Annotated in this window: 18 protein-coding genes; 11 read left to right on the top strand and 7 right to left on the bottom strand. The window is 64.6% G+C overall.

What is annotated here, in order from left to right:
- Positions 1-17 precede the first annotated feature (17 nt).
- Genes CH306_RS02080 through CH306_RS02065 form a run of 4 tightly spaced genes read left to right on the top strand, consistent with a single transcriptional unit; the run spans position 18 to position 6,286 of the window.
- Positions 18-2,339 carry a hydantoinase B/oxoprolinase family protein gene (locus CH306_RS02080; RefSeq protein WP_094645528.1) on the top strand — a complete coding sequence of 774 codons (2,322 nt, stop codon included), beginning with the start codon at positions 18-20 and terminating at the stop codon, positions 2,337-2,339.
- Positions 2,336-4,015 (top strand): (2,3-dihydroxybenzoyl)adenylate synthase, encoded by a 1,680-nt coding sequence (locus tag CH306_RS02075; protein ID WP_094645527.1) that lies wholly within the window; start codon positions 2,336-2,338, stop codon positions 4,013-4,015. The genes CH306_RS02080 and CH306_RS02075 overlap by 4 nt, the downstream gene beginning before the upstream one ends.
- Positions 4,012-5,541 carry an FAD-dependent monooxygenase gene (locus CH306_RS02070; RefSeq protein ID WP_094645526.1) on the top strand — a complete coding sequence of 510 codons (1,530 nt, stop codon included), beginning with the start codon at positions 4,012-4,014 and terminating at the stop codon, positions 5,539-5,541. The genes CH306_RS02075 and CH306_RS02070 overlap by 4 nt, the downstream gene beginning before the upstream one ends.
- 25 nt (positions 5,542-5,566) lie before the next feature.
- Positions 5,567-6,286, top strand: a complete 720-nt coding sequence (locus CH306_RS02065; RefSeq protein ID WP_045196172.1) for a TetR/AcrR family transcriptional regulator — start codon at positions 5,567-5,569, stop codon at positions 6,284-6,286.
- 43 nt (positions 6,287-6,329) lie between these two features.
- On the opposite strand, the gene CH306_RS02060 is transcribed toward CH306_RS02065, so the two are convergent.
- Complete coding sequence (locus CH306_RS02060; protein ID WP_094645524.1) at positions 6,330-7,166, bottom strand: alpha/beta fold hydrolase; 837 nt, start codon at positions 7,164-7,166, stop codon at positions 6,330-6,332.
- A 164-nt stretch (positions 7,167-7,330) separates the two neighbouring features.
- Between CH306_RS02060 and CH306_RS02055 the strand changes: the two genes are divergently transcribed.
- The 5 genes from CH306_RS02055 to CH306_RS02035 all read left to right on the top strand — a co-directional run bounded on the left by CH306_RS02055 (position 7,331) and on the right by CH306_RS02035 (position 11,996).
- Positions 7,331-8,323: an ABC transporter substrate-binding protein gene (locus tag CH306_RS02055; protein WP_094645523.1), complete on the top strand. Its 993-nt coding sequence runs from the start codon at positions 7,331-7,333 to the stop codon at positions 8,321-8,323.
- Positions 8,320-9,132 carry an ABC transporter permease gene (locus CH306_RS02050; protein WP_094645522.1) on the top strand — a complete coding sequence of 271 codons (813 nt, stop codon included), beginning with the start codon at positions 8,320-8,322 and terminating at the stop codon, positions 9,130-9,132. Before CH306_RS02055 ends, CH306_RS02050 begins: the two co-directional genes overlap by 4 nt.
- Positions 9,129-9,902, top strand: coding sequence for an ABC transporter permease (locus CH306_RS02045; protein WP_143537921.1), 774 nt, complete (start codon positions 9,129-9,131; stop codon positions 9,900-9,902). The genes CH306_RS02050 and CH306_RS02045 overlap by 4 nt, the downstream gene beginning before the upstream one ends.
- The gene (locus CH306_RS02040; RefSeq protein ID WP_094645521.1) at positions 9,899-10,729 is read left to right on the top strand and encodes an ABC transporter ATP-binding protein; all 831 of its coding nucleotides are present in this window, start codon (positions 9,899-9,901) and stop codon (positions 10,727-10,729) included. The genes CH306_RS02045 and CH306_RS02040 overlap by 4 nt, the downstream gene beginning before the upstream one ends.
- 106 nt (positions 10,730-10,835) lie before the next feature.
- The gene (locus tag CH306_RS02035) at positions 10,836-11,996 is read left to right on the top strand and encodes an alpha-hydroxy acid oxidase (RefSeq protein WP_094645791.1); all 1,161 of its coding nucleotides are present in this window, start codon (positions 10,836-10,838) and stop codon (positions 11,994-11,996) included.
- 3 nt (positions 11,997-11,999) lie between these two features.
- Here CH306_RS02035 and CH306_RS02030 read toward each other — a convergent pair whose 3' ends face one another.
- The gene (locus CH306_RS02030; protein ID WP_094645520.1) at positions 12,000-12,575 is read right to left on the bottom strand and encodes a GNAT family N-acetyltransferase; all 576 of its coding nucleotides are present in this window, start codon (positions 12,573-12,575) and stop codon (positions 12,000-12,002) included.
- Between the two features lie 109 nt (positions 12,576-12,684).
- Here CH306_RS02030 and CH306_RS02025 point away from each other — a divergent pair, with 109 nt between their 5' ends.
- Positions 12,685-13,173: a nucleoside deaminase gene (locus CH306_RS02025; RefSeq protein ID WP_094645519.1), complete on the top strand. Its 489-nt coding sequence runs from the start codon at positions 12,685-12,687 to the stop codon at positions 13,171-13,173.
- A gap of 73 nt (positions 13,174-13,246) precedes the next feature.
- Complete coding sequence (locus tag CH306_RS02020; RefSeq protein ID WP_094645518.1) at positions 13,247-14,584, top strand: alpha/beta hydrolase; 1,338 nt, start codon at positions 13,247-13,249, stop codon at positions 14,582-14,584.
- 11 nt (positions 14,585-14,595) lie between these two features.
- Here CH306_RS02020 and CH306_RS02015 read toward each other — a convergent pair whose 3' ends face one another.
- From CH306_RS02015 to CH306_RS01995, 5 genes are all read right to left on the bottom strand, one after another.
- Entirely contained in the window at positions 14,596-15,396 is an 801-nt protein-coding gene (locus CH306_RS02015; RefSeq protein WP_256981010.1) for a ferredoxin reductase, read from the bottom strand.
- The gene (locus tag CH306_RS02010) at positions 15,350-15,949 is read right to left on the bottom strand and encodes a sulfite oxidase-like oxidoreductase (RefSeq protein ID WP_094645516.1); all 600 of its coding nucleotides are present in this window, start codon (positions 15,947-15,949) and stop codon (positions 15,350-15,352) included. Before CH306_RS02010 ends, CH306_RS02015 begins: the two co-directional genes overlap by 47 nt.
- Before the next feature lie 52 nt (positions 15,950-16,001).
- Positions 16,002-16,874, bottom strand: a complete 873-nt coding sequence (locus CH306_RS02005; protein WP_094645515.1) for a helix-turn-helix domain-containing protein — start codon at positions 16,872-16,874, stop codon at positions 16,002-16,004.
- 156 nt (positions 16,875-17,030) lie between these two features.
- Positions 17,031-18,077 (bottom strand): NAD(P)-dependent alcohol dehydrogenase, encoded by a 1,047-nt coding sequence (locus tag CH306_RS02000; RefSeq protein WP_094645514.1) that lies wholly within the window; start codon positions 18,075-18,077, stop codon positions 17,031-17,033.
- A 72-nt stretch (positions 18,078-18,149) separates the two neighbouring features.
- Positions 18,150-20,726, bottom strand: a complete 2,577-nt coding sequence (locus CH306_RS01995; RefSeq protein ID WP_094645790.1) for an AMP-binding protein — start codon at positions 20,724-20,726, stop codon at positions 18,150-18,152.
- Positions 20,727-20,770 lie beyond the last annotated feature (44 nt).

The following is a 20,770-nucleotide window of genomic DNA, read 5'->3' as shown; positions in this document are numbered from 1 at the left end:
CACAGGAGAACCGCACCATGACATCAGCAATTCCCGGGTCCGAGATCTTCTCGTCCCGCCCCGTCGATCCCGACGCTCTCGCGCGCACCCTCCCACCGACCCTGCCGGTGCACACCGTCACGCAGCAGCAGATCGACGACCTCGATCCGTTGACCTACGAGGTCATCCGGCACCGACTCTGGTCGGTCACCGACGAGATGGGCGAGGCACTCAAACGAATGTCGGGCTCACCCATCGTCACCGACGCGAACGATTTCGACTTCGCGATCAGTGACGAACTGGGACAAGAGGTTCAGGTCGGCCTGTACAACACCATGCTCGTCGGAGCCGTGGACCTGGCGATCTACTGGACGCTGCAACATCGCGCCGCCAACCCCGGAATCGCGCCGGGTGACATGTTCCTGTGCAACGACCCATGGGTCGGCGGGGGACTGCACCAGAGCGACGTCATCGTCTACCAACCCATCTTCCACGAGGGCAAGCTGTTCGCCTGGACCAGCGCGATCTGCCACGAACCCGACCTCGGCGGTTCCGGACTCGGGTCGTTCGACCCGTCCGCGAAAGATGTGTTTTCCGAATCGCTTCCGACTCCACCGGTCAAGGTCGTCCGCGACTACGAACTCCAGCGCGACATCGCCGATCTCTGGGTGCGACGCTCCCGAGTTCCGATGCTGGTCGGGCTCGACCTGCGGGCGAAGATCGGTGCGAACAGCGTCGGACGCAATCGCATGCTCGCCGTCATCGAGCAGTACGGTGCCGACACCGTCAAGGCCGTCATGAAGCGCATGATGACCGACGCCGAAGGCCGACTGCGCAGCAAACTCTCGTCGCTGCCCGACGGGACATGGAAGGCCACCGGCTACCAGGACCAGTCGCACACCGGTGATCGCGACGTGCACAAGATCACCGTCGCGATGAGCAAGACCGCCGACCATCTCACGTTCGATTTCACCGGCACCGACAAGCAGACGGGCGTCATCAACTGCACCTACGCAGGAATGCGCGGCGGCGTCATGCTCGCCTTGCTTCCGATCCTCGCGGGTGACATTCCCTGGTCTGCAGGCGGATTGATGCGATGCTTCGACCTGGTCTCCGAAGAGGGCACCATCAACAACGCGAGCTTCCCGGCGGCGGTCAGCCGTGGTCCCATCGGACCGGCGTGGCTGACCGGAACCCTCATCGCCGAATGTCTGTCGCAGATGCTCGACCGATCGGTCGACCTCGGCAAGAGCGTGCAGGCTGCGTGTTGCGGCACCTGGGACACCGCCGTGATCGCAGGCCTCGACGAACGCGGAGAACAACCCGTTCCGTTCCTCAACATCATGATGGAACCGATGGCAGGCGGTTACGGCGCACGCCCGACCGCAGACGGCATGGATACCGGCGGACTCTTCTGTATTCCGATGGGGCGCATCCCCGATACGGAAATGACCGAGTTCCTCTACCCGCTGCTCACGCTGTGGCGTCGTGAAGAGCCCGACTCCGGTGGACCCGGTCGTCAACGAGGTGGCGTCAGTGCATCGCTCGCTGTCACGCCGTACGGCACCTCGCTCCCGATGGGCCTCGTGCTTGCGTCTGCGGGTAAAGCCGTGGCGCAGAACAACGGTCTCGCCGGCGGATACCCGGGTAACACCGGACTCGAAATCCTGGCACGCAGTACCGACGTCATCGAGCAGTTCGCAGCAGGAAAGATTCCCGGGGCCCTCGAAGAGCTGGGCGGCGGAAAGGAATTCGGCGCGTGCTACGCCGAAAGCTACGTCGCTCCGGGTGAAGTGCTGTACATGCACTGGCAGGGCGGCGGCGGTTACGGAGATCCGTTGCATCGCGATCCGGAGGCCGTCGTGGTGGACCTACGCGAAGGCAAGGTCACCGCGGAGGGCGCGAACATCGTCTACGGCGTGGTGATCGACGGGGGAAAGGTGGACGAGGCAGCAACTGCGCGGCGACGTCGGGACATGATCGACGAACGACGCACGCGGTCCACCCAGCATTCCGACGCACCCATCATGGATCTGTCGCTGGCCAGGCGGCTCGACGACAACCTGTCCGAGGTGACCGTCGGGGACGTTCGGGTCATCGCCTGCGCACAGTGCGGGCGACTGCTCGGTGACGAGAAGAACAGCGGTGTACTGGATCTGGCTCGCTACGAGGGTCCGTCCTCGGCGGCCGGACCGCAGGTGACCTCGGATCCGGCCGAGTACGTCGACACTCCCATCGTCTTTCGCCAACTGTGCTGCCCCGGATGCTGGACGGCCGTCTACTCGGGAATCGTCCCGGCCGACCACCCCGATCATTCGTTGGAGATCTCTCGATTGCTTCCAGCGGTGGCTCAGCGATGACGGTGACCACCGAGGCGACCCACTCGGACTGGGACGGCAGGCTGGTGCGGTACCCGCAGGACCGAGCACAGCACTATCTGCAGAGCGGTTCGTGGAGTTCGCTACCGACCAGCCGACGGTTCCGCGACATCGCTGTCCGGTATCCCGACCGGCTCGCCGTCATCAGCGCCGAGGGGTCGATGACCTTCGCCGAACTCGACCGTCGTACCGACGCCATCGCCGCCGGATTGGTTCGACTGGGTCTGCTGCGCCTCGATCCGGTGCTGTTCCAACTGACGAACCGGCTGGAGACGGTGCTGGCGTGGTACGGCTGTCTCAAGGCCGGGCTCGTTCCGGTCGCCACACTGGCCGCGCACCGGATGCACGAGATCGCGCACATCGGTGCCGCGGTGGGTGCGGTCGCGCATGTGGTGGAGGCCGGTCTGCCGTCGTTCGATCTGGTCTCGTTCGCCCACGAGCACGCCGCGGGCAGCCAGACCGTTCGCCATGTTGTGACCGTCGGAGCAGCAGAGGGTGGCGAGCTGCGCCTCGAGGACCTCGGGCAGGGCATCGACCGCACCGAGGCCCGAGCAGTCGTCGAAGCCATCGAGGCCGAGACCGATCCCGAGGACGTCGTTGCCTTCCAATTGTCCGGCGGGACAACGGGAGTACCGAAGGTCATTCCGCGGATCCATGCCGAGTACTGGAACAACGCACTCATGTACGCGCAGCGGCTCGAGTGGACATCGGACAGCCGCGTCGCCCATCTGATTCCCATCGTCCACAACGCAGGGATTGCCTGCGGTCTGCACGCCTCGCACTCGGTCGGCGCGTGTCTCGTACTCGCCACCGCCGACGTCCGATCGGCGTTCGACCTCATGGAACGCGCGGAAGCCACCGAGGTGTTGATCGGCCACGGTCACTACCAGGCCGTGTCGAGTCCCGAGTTCGATCGCGTGCGTGAGCGTCTGCGGCACGTGATCCTGTCCGGTGCCAAAGTGTCACCGGCACTGATGGACCGCGTCGACGACGGTCGAGATCATTGGGCGGGTCAGTTGTTCGGAATGTCCGAGGGGTTGCTCACCGTCACCCCGGTCGCCGCTCCCCGCGACGCCCGGATCGCCACCGTCGGCACCCCGGTCTGCGCGGAGGACGAGGTGCGCATCCTCGATCCCGGTACGGAGATCGAGCTGCCCGACGGGGATGTCGGGGAACTGTGCTGCCGTGGTCCGTACACGATCACCGGGTATTTCGGTGCCCCCGAGCACAATCGAACTGCCTTCACTTCCGACGGTTTCTACCGGACCGGCGATCTGGCGTCGATCTCCGTCGTCGCAGGCGAGCGGTACGTCACGATCGAGGGGCGGATCAAGGACCTCATCAACCGCGGCGGCGAGAAGATCAACGCCGAGGAGGTGGAGCTGCTGCTGCTCGATCACCCAGCCGTTCGTTCCGCGGCCGTGGTCGCGATGCCCGACCCTCGACTCGGCGAGAAGACGTGCGCGTATCTCGTCACCGACGGGGTGCCATTGACGATGGCCGACGTACAGGAACACCTCACGGGGCTCGGCGTGGCCAAGTTCAAGTGGCCCGAACGTCTCGAATGGGTGGACGAGCTTCCCCGAACCAACGTCAACAAGATCGACAAGAAGCGTCTGCGGCTCGACATCGCCGCGAAGCTCGAAAGGCAACGATGAAACTCGACCGCGTCGTAGTCATCGGCGGAGGCCCGGGCGGGCTCTACGCCGCACGGCTGTTGAAACTGTCCAATCCCGACGCGGAGATCACGGTCTACGAACAGAGTTCACCGGATACCACGTTCGGCTTCGGAGTGGGGCTGGCGTCACGGACGCAACGCAACCTTCGGCAGGCCGACGCCAGATCCCTCGATGCGATTGTGGCCGAATCCTATTCGCACGAGATGTCCATGCAGGTCGGCGACAGCACGGCCCGCTTGGCCCACGGCGATCTTCTCGCGATCGGCCGCGCCCGACTGCTGTCCGTGCTGCAGCAGCAAGCACACGACGCCGGGGTTCGACTCGTGTTCGGCGAACGTCACCGAGCGCACGAATTCGATGCCGACCTCGTGATCGCATCGGACGGAATCAACAGCGCGACACGCACGGCCGACGACCGATTCGGTGCGGACATCACCACCGGAACCGGCCTCTACCTCTGGTGCGGAACGGATTTCGCACTGCCGAGTGCCATCTTCGTGCCCGTCACCACCGAGCACGGCACGTTCGTCGCTCACGCGTATCCCTATGCGGCAGATCGCAGTACGTTTCTGATCGAGACCGATCTCGACACGTGGCACCGGGCGGGCTTCGACGTCACGACAGCTGCCACGGATCCGGCCGACAGCGACGAGGCGTCGTTGCGCTACCTCGAGAAGGCATTCTCCGAGACACTCCAGGATCACAGCCTCATCGGCAACCGGACCAGGTGGATGCAGTTCCGAACCGTCAAGTGCCGAAAGTGGGCGGTGGACAACACAGTTCTTCTCGGGGACGCCGCCCACACAGCCCACTACTCGATCGGATCGGGAACGAAGCTCGCCATGGAGGACGCCATCGCCCTCGATGCCGCACTGGCGTCGGCTGCGACGGTCGACGAAGCCCTCACCGAGTACGAACGGGTGCGTCGCCCTGCGGTGGACCACCTCCAGCAGATCGCGGTGCGAAGTGAACAGTGGTGGGAGTCCTTCCCGCAGCGGATGGATCTACCCGTGGACCAGCTCATGGTTGCGTACATGACGCGAGCCGGGAAGGTCGGTCTCGAGCGGTTTCTCGACTCCGCCCCCGAGGTGGCGTGGAAGGGAATTGCCGGCTACGCACAGGTCCCGGCCGACTCGGAGGTTCCCGTCGACGTATCTCGGTGGATCCTCTCGCGGCCCATCGACCACGGTGGGCGGTCGTTCCCCGACCGATTCGCCCCGTCCGATCTTCGCGACGATCCGACGACGACGGTGGTCTCCGTGGACGTCGAGTCAGCGTGGAACGAGAAGGCTACGGCCGTCGTCGACGAGGCCAAGGCGAGCTCAACGGTGTGGTTGACCGGGTCCGAGGAGCGTGATCACGTCCTCACCCGTCTCGATGTCGCGGAGCGAATGATGCGCAACACCAGCGCACTCGTCGTCGTCGATGTGCCGAAGGAGTGCATGCCCGACGCGGTGGCAGGTCTCGTCGGTGCGCGCACCCACCTGGTGTCTGTCGGTCCTTGACGAGAGCGACGGTTATTCTTCGGTCATGACACGCGAGGACTCACCACGGGGATCGGCGCGCAACCCGCGTCGGGAGCTGGTCGAGAAGCAGATTCTCGACCAGGCCACGCGGTTGTTCGCCGAGAAGGGATTTGCCAGTACCACCCTGCAGGACATCGCGGACGCCACCGGTCTCACTCGGCCGGCGCTGTACCACTACGTAGCGAACAAGGACGAGTTGCTCTCGCGACTGATCAGCGAGAGCACCGAGACGCCGGCCGCTGTTCTGCACGAGATCAACGAGCGATCCGACCTCGGTCCCACGGAGAAGCTACGGAAGATGGCGACCGCGATCGCGTTGAATCAGGCCCAGAGCGCCGATCGCTTCAAGCTCATCATCAGATCGGAAGCCGATCTCCCCGAGGAGATGTCGCACACCTACCAGCAGAGTCGCCGGCACGTGCTCAAGGAGTTCGTGACGGTCGTCGAAAGTGGTGTCAAGGCAGGGGAATTCCGGCCGGTCGATCCGCGCACTGCGGCACTCGGCATCATCGGCATGCTCAACTGGGTCGCGTGGTGGCACCAGAGCGGTGACCCCGACGCCGATCGGAGCGTGGCCACTCAACTCGCCGACATGGCACTGCGCACCGTTGCTCAGGACAGCGGCAAGCCCGTCGTACCCGAGGGGCCCGAGCGGGCCATCTCGATGCTCCGCGAGGACCTCGACTACCTCGAACGCATCCTGGCTCGGGATCGAACCCAGTAGAGCGTGAGGAGGCCGTTTCGTGTCGACGGCTCGAATCGGGCAGTCATTCGCCTCCTAGAGCCTGATCGACGGTCGCTCCGACGGCCGCGGCACCGACCGAGGTCATGATCGTCCCGGCGTGATCGAGTCCCGGCATCGCGGTGATGGACGTCAGGTCGAGCGCGTCGACGATCTGGCTCGAGTACATCGGCGCGGAATCGGCGCCAACGCTCCACTGCGCGTGCAGGAATCGAATCGGCATCGTCAGTTCCCGGAACCGCGAGGCACCGAAGAAGACGTCCGTGGCGTCCGCGACGACCGCATCGGACGACAGCCGGACCGATCCGTCGACCAGATCGTGTTCGGCGTACGTCCGCAAGAGCGGATCGGCGGGGTCGAGTAGCGGCAACGACGTCGAGACCAGGAATTCGATGTAATCGCCGATGTCGTTCCAGTGCTGCCGAGTTCGATCGATCCTGTCCGCGAAGACCGCGGCAACGTTCTCCTGCGTGAGGCCGGCGGGCGGAGCCACCGGCACGCCCCCGTCGACGAGGACGAGACTCTTCACCCTGGACGGGTACCGGGCCGCGAACTCGACCGCCACGAACCCACCCATTGACATCCCGCACACGTGCACAGCGTCGTGCCCCAATGCGTCCAGGACGGCGTCGAGGTCGTCTGCGTGCTGGGCCAACGAGGACGGTCCCGTGACGTCGACGCTGTCACCTCTGCCGCGAAGGTCCGGGGCGACGAGTGTCAGGTGCGGCGACTCCGCGCGCAGCCAGCTCCAGAGCATGCGCTGGCTGGAAACACCGTGCACCACGAGGATGGGCTCGCTGGTGCCGGTGTGTATTTCGACGGCGAGGTGCCCGCCGGATACCGGTACTCGATCGATGGTCATGGTGCCGACAGTATGGGAAGCAGGCTTCGGACGGGATGGATTGGATCCCCACTGTGCACGTCGAAATGTGGATGGATCATCTGTATCGCAGTGTGGTCTCCGTCACTATCGTCACCTTTCGACGCTGCAGTAGGCAGCGGGACCGAGCCAACCGAAGGTGATCGATGATGACTCCACTGCGCCGACATGTCCGAACGCGATCGATTGCCGCGACCGCGGGGGTCCTCCTGGCGCTGACCGCCACCGCATGCGGTGGAACACAAGCCGCGCCTGCGGCGTCGGAGAACGGACTGACCACCGTCCGTCTCGGCAACGTGCAGTTGTCCGACTACGCCGCGGTGTTGCTGGGCGTGGACCAGGGCATCTTCGAGCGCAACGGATTGAACATCGAACTCGTCGACATCACGCCGGCGGACCTGGTCGGTGGTCTCCTCAGCGGTCAGGTCGACATGAATCCCAATACCGGTCCCGGCACCGTGATGGCGGCCGGAAAGGGGATACCCCTGGCTGTCGTCGGCGGCGTCTCCACCTTCGAAGCAGGCCCGGACGGACGCACCGGATCGACCCTGCTGGTCGAGGCGGGGAGTCCGATTCGCACTGCTGCCGACCTCGAAGGCAAGACGGTCGGAGTGAACCTGCTGGCATCGGCATCCGAGTACGGGGTCCGCGGTGTCGTCGACCAAGCCGGCGGCGACGGCAGCGACGTGTCGGTCATCGAGGTTCCGTTCTCCGCCATGGGCGAGTCACTCACCGCCGATCGGATCGACGCGGCGCTGGTCGGCGATCCCTACGCCAGCCTGCTGTTGAAGACCGGACAGTTCGAGGCACCGATGGGCGACCCCATTGAGCAGGTCTTCGGCCCCGCGCCCCGGGTCGTCGTCACCGGCACCCGCGACTACGTCGAGACCAACCCCGAGGTGGTCGACAAATTCCAGACCGCACTCGACGAGTCCGTGGAGTACGCCGACTCGCACCCCGACGACATGCGGGCCGCCATGGTCGAACATTTCGGCACCCCAGCCGACACCGTCGGGGACACGGGGTACCCGGCACTCGAAAGTCGCGTCGACGCAGCGGGACTGGACGACATCGCCACGATTCTCCGGGAGAACGGGGCGCTCGATTCCTCGGCCGACATCAGTGGGCTCACCCGATGACCAGTGCGGCGCTGCGCACCGCGCCAGTGCTCCGAGTACGACCGGCGATGCCCTCCGCGGCGCAGACGGCCATCGCTCCGGTGCTACTCATACTCGGCTGGGCCGCCCTGTCGTCGTCCGGCCTGTTCGCCGCGGACACGATTCCCGGGCCCGTTCCGGTGGCCGCGAGAGTGCTGGACATGGCGACGACGGCGACGTTCTGGACCGATATCGCGTCGACCATGACCGGCTGGGCCTTGGGCCTGCTGTACTCGACCATCATCGCGGTGCCGTTGGGAATTCTGCTCGGGACGAGTGACTTCGCCTACCGCAGTTGCCGATTCGTCATCGAGTTCCTTCGATCGATTCCGACGTTGGGGATCATCCCTCTCGTCGCGCTCATCTACGGAACCACCCGTCAGACCGAGCTGACGGTGGTGGTGGCAGCCTGCGTGTGGCCGATCCTGCTACAGACGATGTACGGGGTCCGGGACGTCGACGGTGCAGCACTCGAAGCGGCTCGGTCGTATCGCCTGAGCAGATTCCAGGTTATCCGCTTCGTCATCGTGCCGTCCGCTACTCCGTTTGTGGCCACCGGCTTTCGTATCGCCGCAGTGATGGCGATGCTCCTCGCGATAGGAATCGAGCTGTTGGCCGCAGTACCGGGAATCGGAAAGACGCTCGCGCAGGCTCAGATGAACGCGCAGATGGTCGATGTCTTTGCCCTGACTCTGGTGACCGCCCTCATGGGTGTCGCCGTGCTGTATCTGTTCGCCGCGGCCGAGCGCCGGCTGTGCCGCTGGCACCCATCGCAGAGGATTCCGTCGTGACCCGTATTCGTTCTATCGCCGTCGAGGCCTGGCTTCCGGTTCTTCTCGTCGGACTGTGGTGGTTCGTGTCGAGCAGTAGTTCCTCGTTCTACTTTCCACCGCTGCGCGAGATCATGACGCGGTTCGCAGACCTGTGGTTCTCCGATCAGTTCGCCGTCCACGTGGTGCCGAGCCTCCGAAACTTCGGCATCGGGTTCCTCCTCGGCGTGACAATCGGAATTCTGTGCGGGCTGGCGCTGGGTTCGATGCCGCAGACGCATCGTGCGCTGTCCCCGACACTCGAATTCATCCGAGCCACACCGGTTATCGCCCTGGTTCCGCTGACGATCGTGTTACTCGGCACGGACGTCGTGCAGAAGGTCGCCATCATCGCCTTCGCCTGCATGTGGCCGACGTTGCTCAACACCGTCGACGGAGTTCGCGCGGTCGATCCTTTGGTACGCGATGTCGCGAGGAGTTACCGTCTCGGCCGGTGGGATTCGAGCATGCGCGTGTTCCTGCGTTCCGCCACACCTCAGATCATCGCGGGAATGCGAACCAGCGTTGCCGTTGCAGTCGTGGCCATGGTGGGCAGCGAGCTGTTCGCCTCGTCCGAGGGGATCGGCTACTTCGTCCTGCAATCTCAGCGCACCTACGCCATGACGGACATGTGGGCAGGACTCATCATGCTCGGACTGCTGGGCTACGGACTCAATCTACTGTTCGCTCTATTGGAGAGAAGGACCCTTCGGTGGCATCGTCTACGACTCGAAACGACCGCAGCGCAATGAACGAACACAGCGCAGTGAACGAACACAGCGCAGTGAACGACCGACCCGCGCCCGCGGTGGCCGTTCGGAAGCTGTGCAAGACCTACGCCGGTGCAACCAGGCCCGTGCTGGAAGACGTCGACTTCACGGTGGACGAACGTGAATTGGTCTGCATCGTCGGCCATTCGGGCACAGGCAAGTCGACGTTGCTTCGCGCCGTGGCCGGACTGACATCCGCAACGGGTGAGGTGTCGATCAACGGCACGAAGGTCGACGGCCCACCGACTGATCTGGCGGTCGTCTTCCAGGACTACGGTCGCTCGTTGTTGCCGTGGATGCGTGTCAGAGAGAACGTGGAACTTCCGTTGCGTCGGACCACGGGAAAATCGGAGCGGCGTCGACGCGCCGAATCCGCTCTCGAATCGGTCGGACTCGAAGGCCGCGGTGACCTGTACCCGTGGGAGATGTCGGGCGGAATGCAGCAGCGCGCGGCTATCGCGAGGGCGCTCGCATTCGAGCCCCGGGTCCTGCTGATGGACGAGCCGTTCGCGTCCGTCGACGCTCAGACCCGTGCCGATCTCGAAGACCTGACGATGAAAGTGCAACGCGAGTTCGGGATGACGGTCATCATCGTGACCCATGACGTCGACGAAGCGGTCTACATGTCCAACAAGGTGATCGTTCTCGGCGGAGCCCCGGCATCGGTGACGGCTACCGTTCCAGTGCCACTGCCGGATGCACGAGATCAGTTGAGCACCAAGAGTTCGGAACTCTTCGGTGCTCTGCGCATGGACGTACTTCGGCGCATTCGTCCCGACCTTGCCGGTCCGGCCGTCTCGGTCGCCTGACCAGAACCGAACGAAAGGCGAATCGATGACGGACTCTGCCGACACGAACGGACCGCGGACACATCGGAGGCTTCCTCGGTGGCGAGAGGTGGCACCGTTTCTCGAAATGCGAGCGACGAGAAGCGATCCCGTCGACAGGCGTCTTTCTCGAGCGCACACCATCGGTGACCTCGCCGAGATCGCTCGTCGGCGCACCCCGCGTTCGGTCTTCGAGTACGTTTCCGGCGGTGCCGAGGGCGAGGTCGGCATCGAGCGCGCTCGGGCGGCGTACGGACGAATCGAGTTCAGACCGCACGTGTTTCGAGACGTGAGCGCAGTCGATACCTCGACGTCGATTCTGGGTCGGACAGCGACGCTACCGTTGATCCTTGCCCCCACCGGTTTCACCAGAATGATGCAGCACGAGGGCGAAACTGCGGTGGCACGCGCGGCAGCGGCGGCCGGTGTGCCGTACGCGCTCTCGACGATGGGTACCGCAACGATCGAGGATGTGACGAGTACGGCACCGACCGGTGCCAACTGGTTTCAGCTGTATCTGTGGAAGGACAGGGCGGCCAGCCGGGACCTCGTCGAACGGGCGGCGCAGGCGGGGGTCGACGTACTCGTTCTCACCGTGGACACACCCGTTCCCGGCAACCGTCTGCGCGACGTGCGCAACGGTATGACGATCCCGCCGACTCTGAACATGCGAACCCTGGCCGACATGACACGGCACCCCAGCTGGTGGCTGAATCTGCTGACCACCCAACCGCTCGAGTTCGCAAACCTGACGTCCTTCGAGGGTACCGTCGGTGAGCTGGTCAAGAGTATGTTCGACCCCGCGCTCACGCTGGCCGATCTCGAATGGTTGCGCTCCGAATGGCCGGGAAAGCTTGTGGTGAAGGGAATTCAGGACGTCGCCGACGCGCGTGACGTCGTCGACGCAGGCGCCGATGCGCTGGTGGTGTCCAATCACGGAGGTCGCCAGTTGGACCGCGCACCGACGCCTCTCGAACTTCTCCCCGAGGTGGTCGATGCGGTCGGGTCCGGCGTCGAGGTGTACGTCGACACCGGAATAACGACCGGATCCGATCTGATAGCCGCGGTGGGGTTGGGAGCCACGGCTGGGATGGTGGGGCGCGCGTATCTGTACGGGCTCATGGCCGGCGGACAGAGAGGTGTGACATCCGCCCTCGACATCTTCCGATCGGAGGCAACCCGGACGATGCAGTTGATGGGTGCACAGACGCTGACGGACCTTCGGGGGCGGGTGACACTGCGGAGGTAGGCCTCAGCGGCGAAGATCTTTTCGCATGATCACCCGTGGGATACCGCCGGATACCGACGTCGTCTCGGCTGCGAACTCGAAGCCCGCCGACTCGAACAACCCGCGGGTGCCGACGTAGGCCATCGTGAGGTCGACCTTCGCACCCTTGTTGTCCACCGGATAGCCCTCGATCGCGGGAGCGCCGCGACCGGCTGCGAACCGAACCGCGCCGTCCAGCAACGCATGCGCGATGCCGCGTCGGCGGTGTCCGGCCTTGACTCGGAAGCACCAGGCCGTCCAGACCGGCTGATCGTCGACGTGCGGAATCTTGTTGGACCGCGCGAACGGTAACTCCGCGCGCGGCGCGACCGCAGCCCAGCCGACCACCTCGTCTCCGTCGTAGGCCAACACACCCGGCGCGACTTTCCGTCGCGTCAGCTTCTCGACGTACGCGGCGCGTTCCGGGCCGACGAGTGACCTGTTGGTCGCGGAATCGATGCGGTGACTCAGGCACCAACACACCGACGAGGTCGGATTCTTCGGGCCGAGAATCACACGCACGTCCGCGAACGACGTCGCAGGCCGTACCGAGAAGCTCACCCGCCGACCATACCCAGCGGCGGTGCTGTACTACTGGTCCAGCAGGCGGTGTGTTTCGAGACGGTACGGTCGAGGGCGTGAAAACGTCGATCGTCGGCACCGGTGCCGTGTGAACATCTCCGCGAGCGACCGTGCATTCCTGGCCCGGGCCGTGGATCTGGCAACGGACGCAGTGCGAACGGGCAACGATCCGTTCGGCTCGCTGTTGGTGTCGGACAGCGGTGAAGTGTTGGCCGAGGACAGGAACAGGGTCGGCGACCTGAACGATCCCACCCAGCACCCCGAGATCGCACTGTCGCGGTGGGCTGCGACCAACCTGGACGCCGATCAGCGGCGATCGGCGACGGTCTACACCTCCGGTGAGCATTGCGTGATGTGTGCTGCGAGCCACGGAATCGTCGGACTCGGTCGCATCGTCTACGCCACATCGACGGCTCAATTGCTCACGTGGCTCGAAGAATTCGGTGCTGCACCACTGGCAATCACGGCGTCGCCCATCGAACAAATCGTGCCGGGCATAGTTGTGGACGGTCCGGTGGCCGAGTTCGGCGACACCGTTCGCGAACTGCACAGACAACGTCACGCGTCTGCTGGGTAGCGCACTCGCGAACGAAGAGGGGAAGACTGTGCCGTACGGCATCGAGGGCGGATCGGCGCGTCCTACTAGAGCGATGACGACTGCGCTCGCGGCCACCGGCGGCGTCGGCGTCGTACTCGCGTGGCTCGAGTTCGTCCTCATCCGGCAGCAGCTCGCGGTGGGATTGTGGGTCATCGCCGTGGCTGTCGTGTCGATCGCTCTGGTGCGCGTGTCCCGCGCCGGTAAGCCCGCCGCGCTGGGAACCGCGCTCGGCGGTGTCGTCGTGGTCGCTCAGGCGGCATGGTTGGTGACGGGCCTTCACGCACTGTGGGTCACGACCTTGACCGCGGCAACGGCGCTCGGCTTCTTCATGCTCGCGTCGGCATGGGCAGGCCGTTCGAGGGCCTCCACGCGGAGGGTGGCCACCGCAATCCCGGTCAGCGTCGCTGCAGCTGTTGCATTGCTGGTCTCGGCGGTGGTCGTCGGCACGGCGGCCAGTCCGGCTCCGCTGATTCGATCCCTGCATGCAGTGGGGCAGAGCAATTCCTTCGAGGCCGACGCCCGGACTGCGACGACAGTGGTCGACGGTGCGCGCCTCACCAACGACGTCGAATACGGCTCGACGCTTCCGAATTCGTTCCTCGACATCTACATCGCCGACGACGATCCATCGGTCGGCCGGCCCACATACATCACGATTCACGGTGGTGGCTGGATCGTCGGCGACAAAACGGACGGTGCTCCCAGCGCAGATTCCGCCGGTGCGTCGTGGGCCGGCCCCATGCTCGACGCCGGCTACAACGTGGTGTCGGTGAACTACGCGTTCGCACCGAGTTACCGATTCCCCACGCAGACAATACAACTGGGCCAGGCCATGCAGTTCCTGGAAACGAACGCCGACCGTTACGGACTCGACATGAGTCGCGTCGTGCTCGCCGGAACCAGCGCGGGTGGTCACATCGTGGGCAATTACGCCGCCGTGCAGACCAACTCCGAGTACGCGCGAGCACTGGGTATCGAACCCACCATGGACCGAAGTGCTCTGAAGGCGATCGTGTTCGAGAGTGCAGCCCTCGACGTCGGTAGAGCGGGCGCACCGCAATCACCGAGCCCGTCGAACGGTTTCTTCTTCGACATCGCCGCCCGAAGCTATCTCGACACCACCGACACCGCTTTGCTTGCGCAGGCGAACATCATCGACAATGTCACCGCCGACTTTCCACCGAGTTTCATCTCCGACGGCAACACCGGGACTTTTCCCGACCAGGCAGCCGAACTGAGCGCCCAGCTGGACAGAATGGGCGTCGCCAATCGTCTGAACCTGTACAGCAAGAATCAGGCGAGACTCGACCACTCGTTCATGTCGGTGGATTCACAGTGGACCGACGACTACAGCCGCCTCAAGATCGAGTTTCTCCGCGGCATCGTCTGATTCATCGCCCTTCAGCTCGGTCCGAAACGTTCCGTTCGGATGTTCGCGGCCGAGTGGCCCCGCTCCACCAGCATGTCGGCCACGGTGTCGACGAAGCTCGTGGGACCGCAGATGTAGCAGCGTGGTTCGAACTCCGCCGGCCATCCGTGGGCGTCGAGGTCTTCGATCGTGATGCGGCCGAGGGGGCGTGCGTTACCTGCAGGAGCGCGCCGCGTGTGGATCATGGTGATGTCCACGCCCGCCGGAGGGCGAGCCCACTCGTCCGCGAAGTAGACCTCCGCGGGCTCGCGCACCGAATACAGCACCCGGAACGGCACCCGTCCACCCGTTGCGGACGCCTGCGCGCGGACCATCGCGCGGAGCGGGACGATGCCGGAACCGCCACCCACCAACAGGATCGGCGGGGACGGTCTCTCGGAGGGCTGGGACGGCCGCCAGACGAACCATCGGCCCACCGGACCGCGGATTTCGATGCGATCACCGGCTTCGACGACGTCGACCAGGTAGGGCGATACCTCGCCGTCCGCGACGTTCTGCACCGCGATCTCGATGCGCGACGTGCCGTCGGGTGCCGACGCCAAGGAGTAGCTTCGCTGTGCGCTGTAGCCGTCCTCGGCGGTGAGCTTGACGTCCACATGCTGCCCGGCAAGGTGGCCGGGCCAACCGTCGACGTCGAGAACGAGGGTGGACGCAGTGGGTGTCTCACGCCGCACGGCCGCCACCGTGGCAACGAGCCAGGGTTTCGCCCCGGCCGCCGATGTCACGTCAGTCGCCCTGGTATCGCTGCTCGCGCCACGGATCTCCGTAGTCATGGTATCCACCACGCTCCCAGAAGCCTTGTTCGTTCTCCAGCGTGAGCTCGATGCGTGAGATCCATTTCGCGGATTTCCAGAAGTACAGATGCGGAACGAGAAGCCGTGCGGGACCGCCGTGTTCGCGAGCCAGGGGAGCGCCGTCGAACTCGGTGACCAGCCAGGCCTTCCCATCCCTGAGGTCTTCGAGGGGGAGGTTGGTGGTGTAGCCGTCGAAGCCGTGCACCACGACGTACCCGGCATCGGTGTCGAGTCCGTCCAACAGAACGTCCAGGCTCACGCCTTTCCACGTCGTATCGAGCTTCGACCACTTGGTGACGCAGTGGATGTCGACGGTCGGGCTCTCGTGCGGAAGTGCCGCGAATTCGTCCCAGGTCCAGCTGCGACTGTCGCCGCGTTCGGTGGTGATCGAAAAGGACCACGTGTCGGTCGCGACCACGGGCGCGGGCCCGATCGCGAGGACGGGAAAGTCCTTGGTCAGGTACTGACCGGGGGGAGTGCGCCCGTCGTCGCCGCGTCGTCGGCCCACGAAGCCCTTCGAGATCAATGCCATGGTGCCAAATTGTGCGCTCGTGGTCGGGAGTCTGACAAGTCGGAGCACCGAACTACGTCTGCGCTTTTGTATGTTCTGCTGCCCATGATCCAAGGAGGCGAATGCGCTCCGCGCTCGGCGAGCCTGGCTCCGCGGTATAGATCATGAGGAAGGATCCGGGATCAGCGGTGATCGCAAGCGCCTCGTACGCGAGGTGGACCTCGCCGACGACCGGGTGGTTGAAGCGCTTCATGCCCGCCCCGTGGGTCCGAACGTTGTGGGCACCCCACAACTTTCGGAATGTCTCGTCGCGCGTGGAGAGTTCACCGACGAGGTCTTGGAGTCCTTTGTCATGGGGGTCGCGGCCTGCTTCGGCGCGCATGATGGCCACGCACATTTCTGCGAAGGTATCCCAGTCGGGGTAGAACTCTCTGGACGACGGATCCAGAAACTGGAATCGGGCGAGATTGGGTGTTCGTCCACCGTCCCCGATCAACGGAGCGTAGAACGCTTTTGCGAGTTCGTTGGTCGCCAAAAGGTCTTGACGTTGATTGCGAACGAAGGCAATTCCGTCCGTTATCGAGTCGAGGGCCCACTGGAGGCTGATCCTCTGAGTTGCAGGGCGCGCAGCCTTCCGTCGCGGACGTCCTGAGGTCGGGACGCCGTCCACGGCTCGGGCGAGGTCGAGAAGGTGTGTGTGCTCGGTGTCGTCGAGTTGTAGTGCGCGCGAGAGTGCGTCGAGTACGGACGCCGATGCACCGCCGATGGCACCGCGCTCGATGCGCGCGTAGTACTCGACGGACAGTCCTGCGAGTGCTGCCACTTCACTTCGTCGTAGTCCGGGGACTCTGCGACGGTTGCCTCCGCCCGTGATCCCGGCCGCATCCGGGGTGAGCCTGGCTCGACGCGTCATGAGGAACTCGCGCACCTCGGCCTTGGTGTCCATGCGTTCAAGGGTAGGACTGTCCGACGAATCGAGCGATGCCCTGCTGATACACCCTTCAGGACGACAGGCCGGCCGAATCCCGATGCAGAAAGACCGCCGTTGCCAGCACATCGCGTGCGTGCAACGGCGGGCTAGTTCTGCCCTGTCCTGCGATGATCAGACCAGGGTCGAGGTATCGATGACGAAGCGGTAGCGAACGTCGGAGGCGAGCACCCGCTCCCACGCGTCGTTGATCTTGTCGGCAGAGATCACTTCGATGTCGGCACCGAGATGATGCTCGGCGCAGAAGTCGAGCATTTCCTGAGTTTCGGCGATCGAACCGATGGCCGAGCCGGCAAAAGTCCTGCGGTGGGGGATGAGCGAGAAGATCTGCACCGGAAGCGGTTCCGCAGGAGCACCGACGTTGACCATTGCGCCGTCGACGGCGAGCAAAGACAAGTGGGCGTTCAGGTCGATCGAAGCGCTGACGGTGTTGATGATCAGATCGAATGTGGACGCGAGTTTCTCGAACGTATCGGGGTCGCTGGTTGCGTAATAGTGGTCCGCTCCCAGTCGGAGTCCGTCCTCTTGCTTCTTCAGCGACTGCGACAGCACGGTCACCTCGGCTCCCATGGCGTGGGCGATCTTGACGGCCATGTGGCCCAGTCCGCCCATGCCGACGATAGCGACCTTCTTGCCGGGTCCGGCTCCCCAGTGGCGGAGGGGTGAATAGGTGGTGATGCCGGCGCACAGCAGGGGTGCGGCGGCGTCGAGCGCGATGCCGTCGGGGATCTTGACGACGAAGTGTTCGGTGACGACGACCTGCTGAGAGTAGCCGCCCTGGGTGGTCGTGCCGTCGCGGTCGGTGCCGCCGTAGGTCTGGATGTTGCCGACGAGGCAGTACTGTTCGAGTCCCTTGACGCACTGGGCGCATTCGCCACACGAGTTGACCATGCAGCCGACTCCTACTCGATCGCCGACGGCGTGCTTGGTGACGGCGGATCCGACCTCGGCCACTGTTCCTGCGATTTCGTGGCCGACGACCAGCGGGTATGGCACCGGGCCCCACTCGCCTCGTGCGGTGTGTATGTCGGAGTGACAGATTCCCGCGAACTCGATGTCGATCCGGACGTCGTGCGGTCCGACATCGCGGCGCTCGATGGTGGAAGGAGACAGGGGCTGATCAGCTGCGGTTGCGGCGTATGCCTTTACAGAAGTTGTCATGACTCGATCCAACATGGGCAGACCGGGCCGAAACAGTCTCTGGTGAGAGGTGTACCGAAAAGGCACCCCTCGTCAGACCTCGTCGTCGAACGTCAGAATACGCGCCCGCCCTCGTGCTACCGGCGGGGTCCGATCGTATCGTCGAACCCGAGACGCGATTCGACGGCGGAGGGAGAAAACGAATTCGACCGCCTCCCAGTACAGAATCCCGACGACGATCGACAGGGCGAATGCCAGCCAGGGATGGTCGTCGCGCAGCGGCAGATAGACCTGGAAATGGGTGAGGTAAATGAAGAGGGAGGCGCTCGCCAGAACTCCTGCCAACCGGCCCAGCAACGCGGGGAACGGAACCGACGACAGCCATACCACCATGCACAGGCCGATGGTGACGATGATTTCTCGTTGCGTGTCTCCGAAGAAGAACCCGGGAACCGTGGCCGCGATGGCTACCGTCACCCACAGTCGTTGCCGAATCGTATTTGCCTGCGCCGCAGCCCAACCCAACGCGAACAACCAGAAGACCACCGACGCGGTCAGGATGCGGTTGGGGCTGTCGTCGATGTCGACCAGCCCGTACCGGGTGAGGAGTCCGAGGCCCACGAGGCCCATCGGGAACCAGAACGCGTGACGACGTTCGAGCCGATCGAGCCACGGAACGGACAGTGTCGCGGCAGCGGCGAGCACGATGTACACGATCGCCTCGACGAACCAGTATCGCCATTCCGCGGACCACCCGTCCGGGCCGAGGATCCCGTTGAGCAGAAATGCACTGGTGATTCGATAGTCCCCGGTGAGGGCAATGACGAGTCCGATCCACACCATGCTGGGGATTGCTATCCGCGCGACGCTTCGGAGCACACGTCGTGTTCGTTCGGTGCGATCTGCAGCCCCGAGGTGAAAGCGGGCGAAGTTGTAGCCGGCAATACCGAGAAGCACGTGAGCCCCGCCGAGTACCGCGAACAGGTGAATGTGCGAGCCGACGATCAGCAGGATCGCGAGGGCGCGCAGCAGAACGTTCGTCTCCACTCGGTGCCAGCCTCGGCGTGAGCGCGGACCTCGATCGAAGTCTCGCACCGGTGTGGTGTGCCAGTTCTCGGGCAGATGGCCGAGCATGGCCTCCAGCCGCAGGGACATTCGGACGTACGACAGCGAGTCACCGCCGAGACTCACGAACGTGCTGTCGTCCTCCACCTGTGAGCAGTGCAGGATCTCGGCGAACAGAGCCTTCACATCGGCGGTAGGTGGGACGGTGTCCGATGTGACGAGATCCTGCCGGGCAGCGATGTCCGCCACCGCTCGCAGATCGGGTTTGCCGGTGGGCGTTCGCGGCACTCGGTCGACGAGACACACCCGAACCGCTGCAGCGGGAAGACCACTGGTGTCCGCGGCTGTGCGGCGGACGGCGTCGATGTCTCCGCCCTCCATGACGACGACCAGCTCGTCGACACCACCGGCGCAGCATGCCGTGAACCCACGTTGCGCGAGCGCTGACTCGACGCGCTGCAGGTCGATACGCAGGCCGAAGACCTTCGCGAATCGACTTCGGCGGCCCACCACCTCGTAGAATCCGTCGTCCGTGAGTCGCGCGAGATCGCCGGTGTGCAGTTCGCCGGCGAGGGTGTCACCGAGGCGAAGGTCGTCGGGACTCTCGGCGTAGCCGAGCATGACGTTCGGCCCCGAGTAGACGAGTTCGCCTGTCCCACTGGGACAGTCGTCGACCGTCTCCAGTCGGAAGGCTCCCCCGGGAATCGGACGGCCGATGGTGTGTGGGTGAGTGACGGCCAGATCGGATGGCAGATAGGCCATTCGGGCCGTTGCCTCGGTCTGCCCGTACATGACGAAGAGGTCCCATCCCCGACGTCGACCGAGCTCTGCGTATTTTCGGACGCGGTCCGGCGGCATCTTGCCGCCGGCCTGCGTGATGTAGCGCAGATCGGGCAGATCCAGCTGATCGAACCCCATCCGGTCGAGCAGATCGAAGGTGTACGGCACACCCGCGAACGTCGTTCCGCGCTGAGTCCGCACGAGGGTCCAGAAGTCGGGATCGGTGACGGACGAATCGGTCAGAATCAGTGCGGCACCGCGCAGGAGGTGGCTGTGCACGACCGACAATCCGTAGCAGTAGTGCATGGGCAGGGTCGTCACTGCTCGGTCGGTGGCCCGGATGCCGAGATATTCGGCGATCGACTCGGCGTTGGACTGCACGTTTCGGTGTGAGAGTCGGACGAGTTTGGGTGAACCGGTGGAGCCGGACGTGCTCAGAAGCAACGCGAGGTCGGGGTGCAGGTGGTGCGCGGGCCGTCGGTCGTCCTTGTCGACGACGCTGCGGCCGTCGACGGTGCGCACCACCACATCGGGCCGGTAGGCGTCGATCAGGCCATCGAAGTGGGCGGGATTCTCGCCCGGAGCCATCAGCACCGGATGCCCGGCCCGCAACGCCGCCAGATACGTGACGATCACGTCGACGTCGTTGGAACCGGCGATCACCACGAGACGACGCGTCGTTCCAAGTTCCGATGCCCGATGCTCGACGCGTTCGTCGAGGTCACGGTAGGTGAGCGTCTCGTCGGTCGTGATCAGAGCAGGGTCGTCACCGAAGCGGCCGAGGTCGCGCGCGAAGCGCACGCCGGGGCGGTCGAGGTAGGTCATCTCGCTGAGCACCGACGGAGTCTATATAAGGAATGCCGAACCTA

Origin of the sequence: Rhodococcus sp. 15-725-2-2b (assembly GCF_002259075.1) — a bacterium.
Classification (GTDB): domain Bacteria; phylum Actinomycetota; class Actinomycetes; order Mycobacteriales; family Mycobacteriaceae; genus Rhodococcoides.
The sequence above is the reverse complement of the archived record's forward strand: the minus strand, read 5'-3'. Positions and strand labels throughout refer to the sequence as shown.

Coding starts and splice junctions, on each gene's coding strand:
- CH306_RS02080 (WP_094645528.1), top strand. CDS start 18: ATGACATCAGCAATTCCCGGGTCCGAGATCTTCTCGTCCCGCCCCGTC.
- CH306_RS02075 (WP_094645527.1), top strand. CDS start 2,336: ATGACGGTGACCACCGAGGCGACCCACTCGGACTGGGACGGCAGGCTG.
- CH306_RS02070 (WP_094645526.1), top strand. CDS start 4,012: ATGAAACTCGACCGCGTCGTAGTCATCGGCGGAGGCCCGGGCGGGCTC.
- CH306_RS02065 (WP_045196172.1), top strand. CDS start 5,567: ATGACACGCGAGGACTCACCACGGGGATCGGCGCGCAACCCGCGTCGG.
- CH306_RS02060 (WP_094645524.1), bottom strand. CDS start 7,166: ATGACCATCGATCGAGTACCGGTATCCGGCGGGCACCTCGCCGTCGAA.
- CH306_RS02055 (WP_094645523.1), top strand. CDS start 7,331: ATGATGACTCCACTGCGCCGACATGTCCGAACGCGATCGATTGCCGCG.
- CH306_RS02050 (WP_094645522.1), top strand. CDS start 8,320: ATGACCAGTGCGGCGCTGCGCACCGCGCCAGTGCTCCGAGTACGACCG.
- CH306_RS02040 (WP_094645521.1), top strand. CDS start 9,899: ATGAACGAACACAGCGCAGTGAACGAACACAGCGCAGTGAACGACCGA.
- CH306_RS02035 (WP_094645791.1), top strand. CDS start 10,836: ATGCGAGCGACGAGAAGCGATCCCGTCGACAGGCGTCTTTCTCGAGCG.
- CH306_RS02020 (WP_094645518.1), top strand. CDS start 13,247: ATGACGACTGCGCTCGCGGCCACCGGCGGCGTCGGCGTCGTACTCGCG.
- CH306_RS02015 (WP_256981010.1), bottom strand. CDS start 15,396: ATGACTACGGAGATCCGTGGCGCGAGCAGCGATACCAGGGCGACTGAC.
- CH306_RS02010 (WP_094645516.1), bottom strand. CDS start 15,949: ATGGCATTGATCTCGAAGGGCTTCGTGGGCCGACGACGCGGCGACGAC.
- CH306_RS02005 (WP_094645515.1), bottom strand. CDS start 16,874: ATGGACACCAAGGCCGAGGTGCGCGAGTTCCTCATGACGCGTCGAGCC.
- CH306_RS02000 (WP_094645514.1), bottom strand. CDS start 18,077: ATGACAACTTCTGTAAAGGCATACGCCGCAACCGCAGCTGATCAGCCC.
- CH306_RS01995 (WP_094645790.1), bottom strand. CDS start 20,726: ATGACCTACCTCGACCGCCCCGGCGTGCGCTTCGCGCGCGACCTCGGC.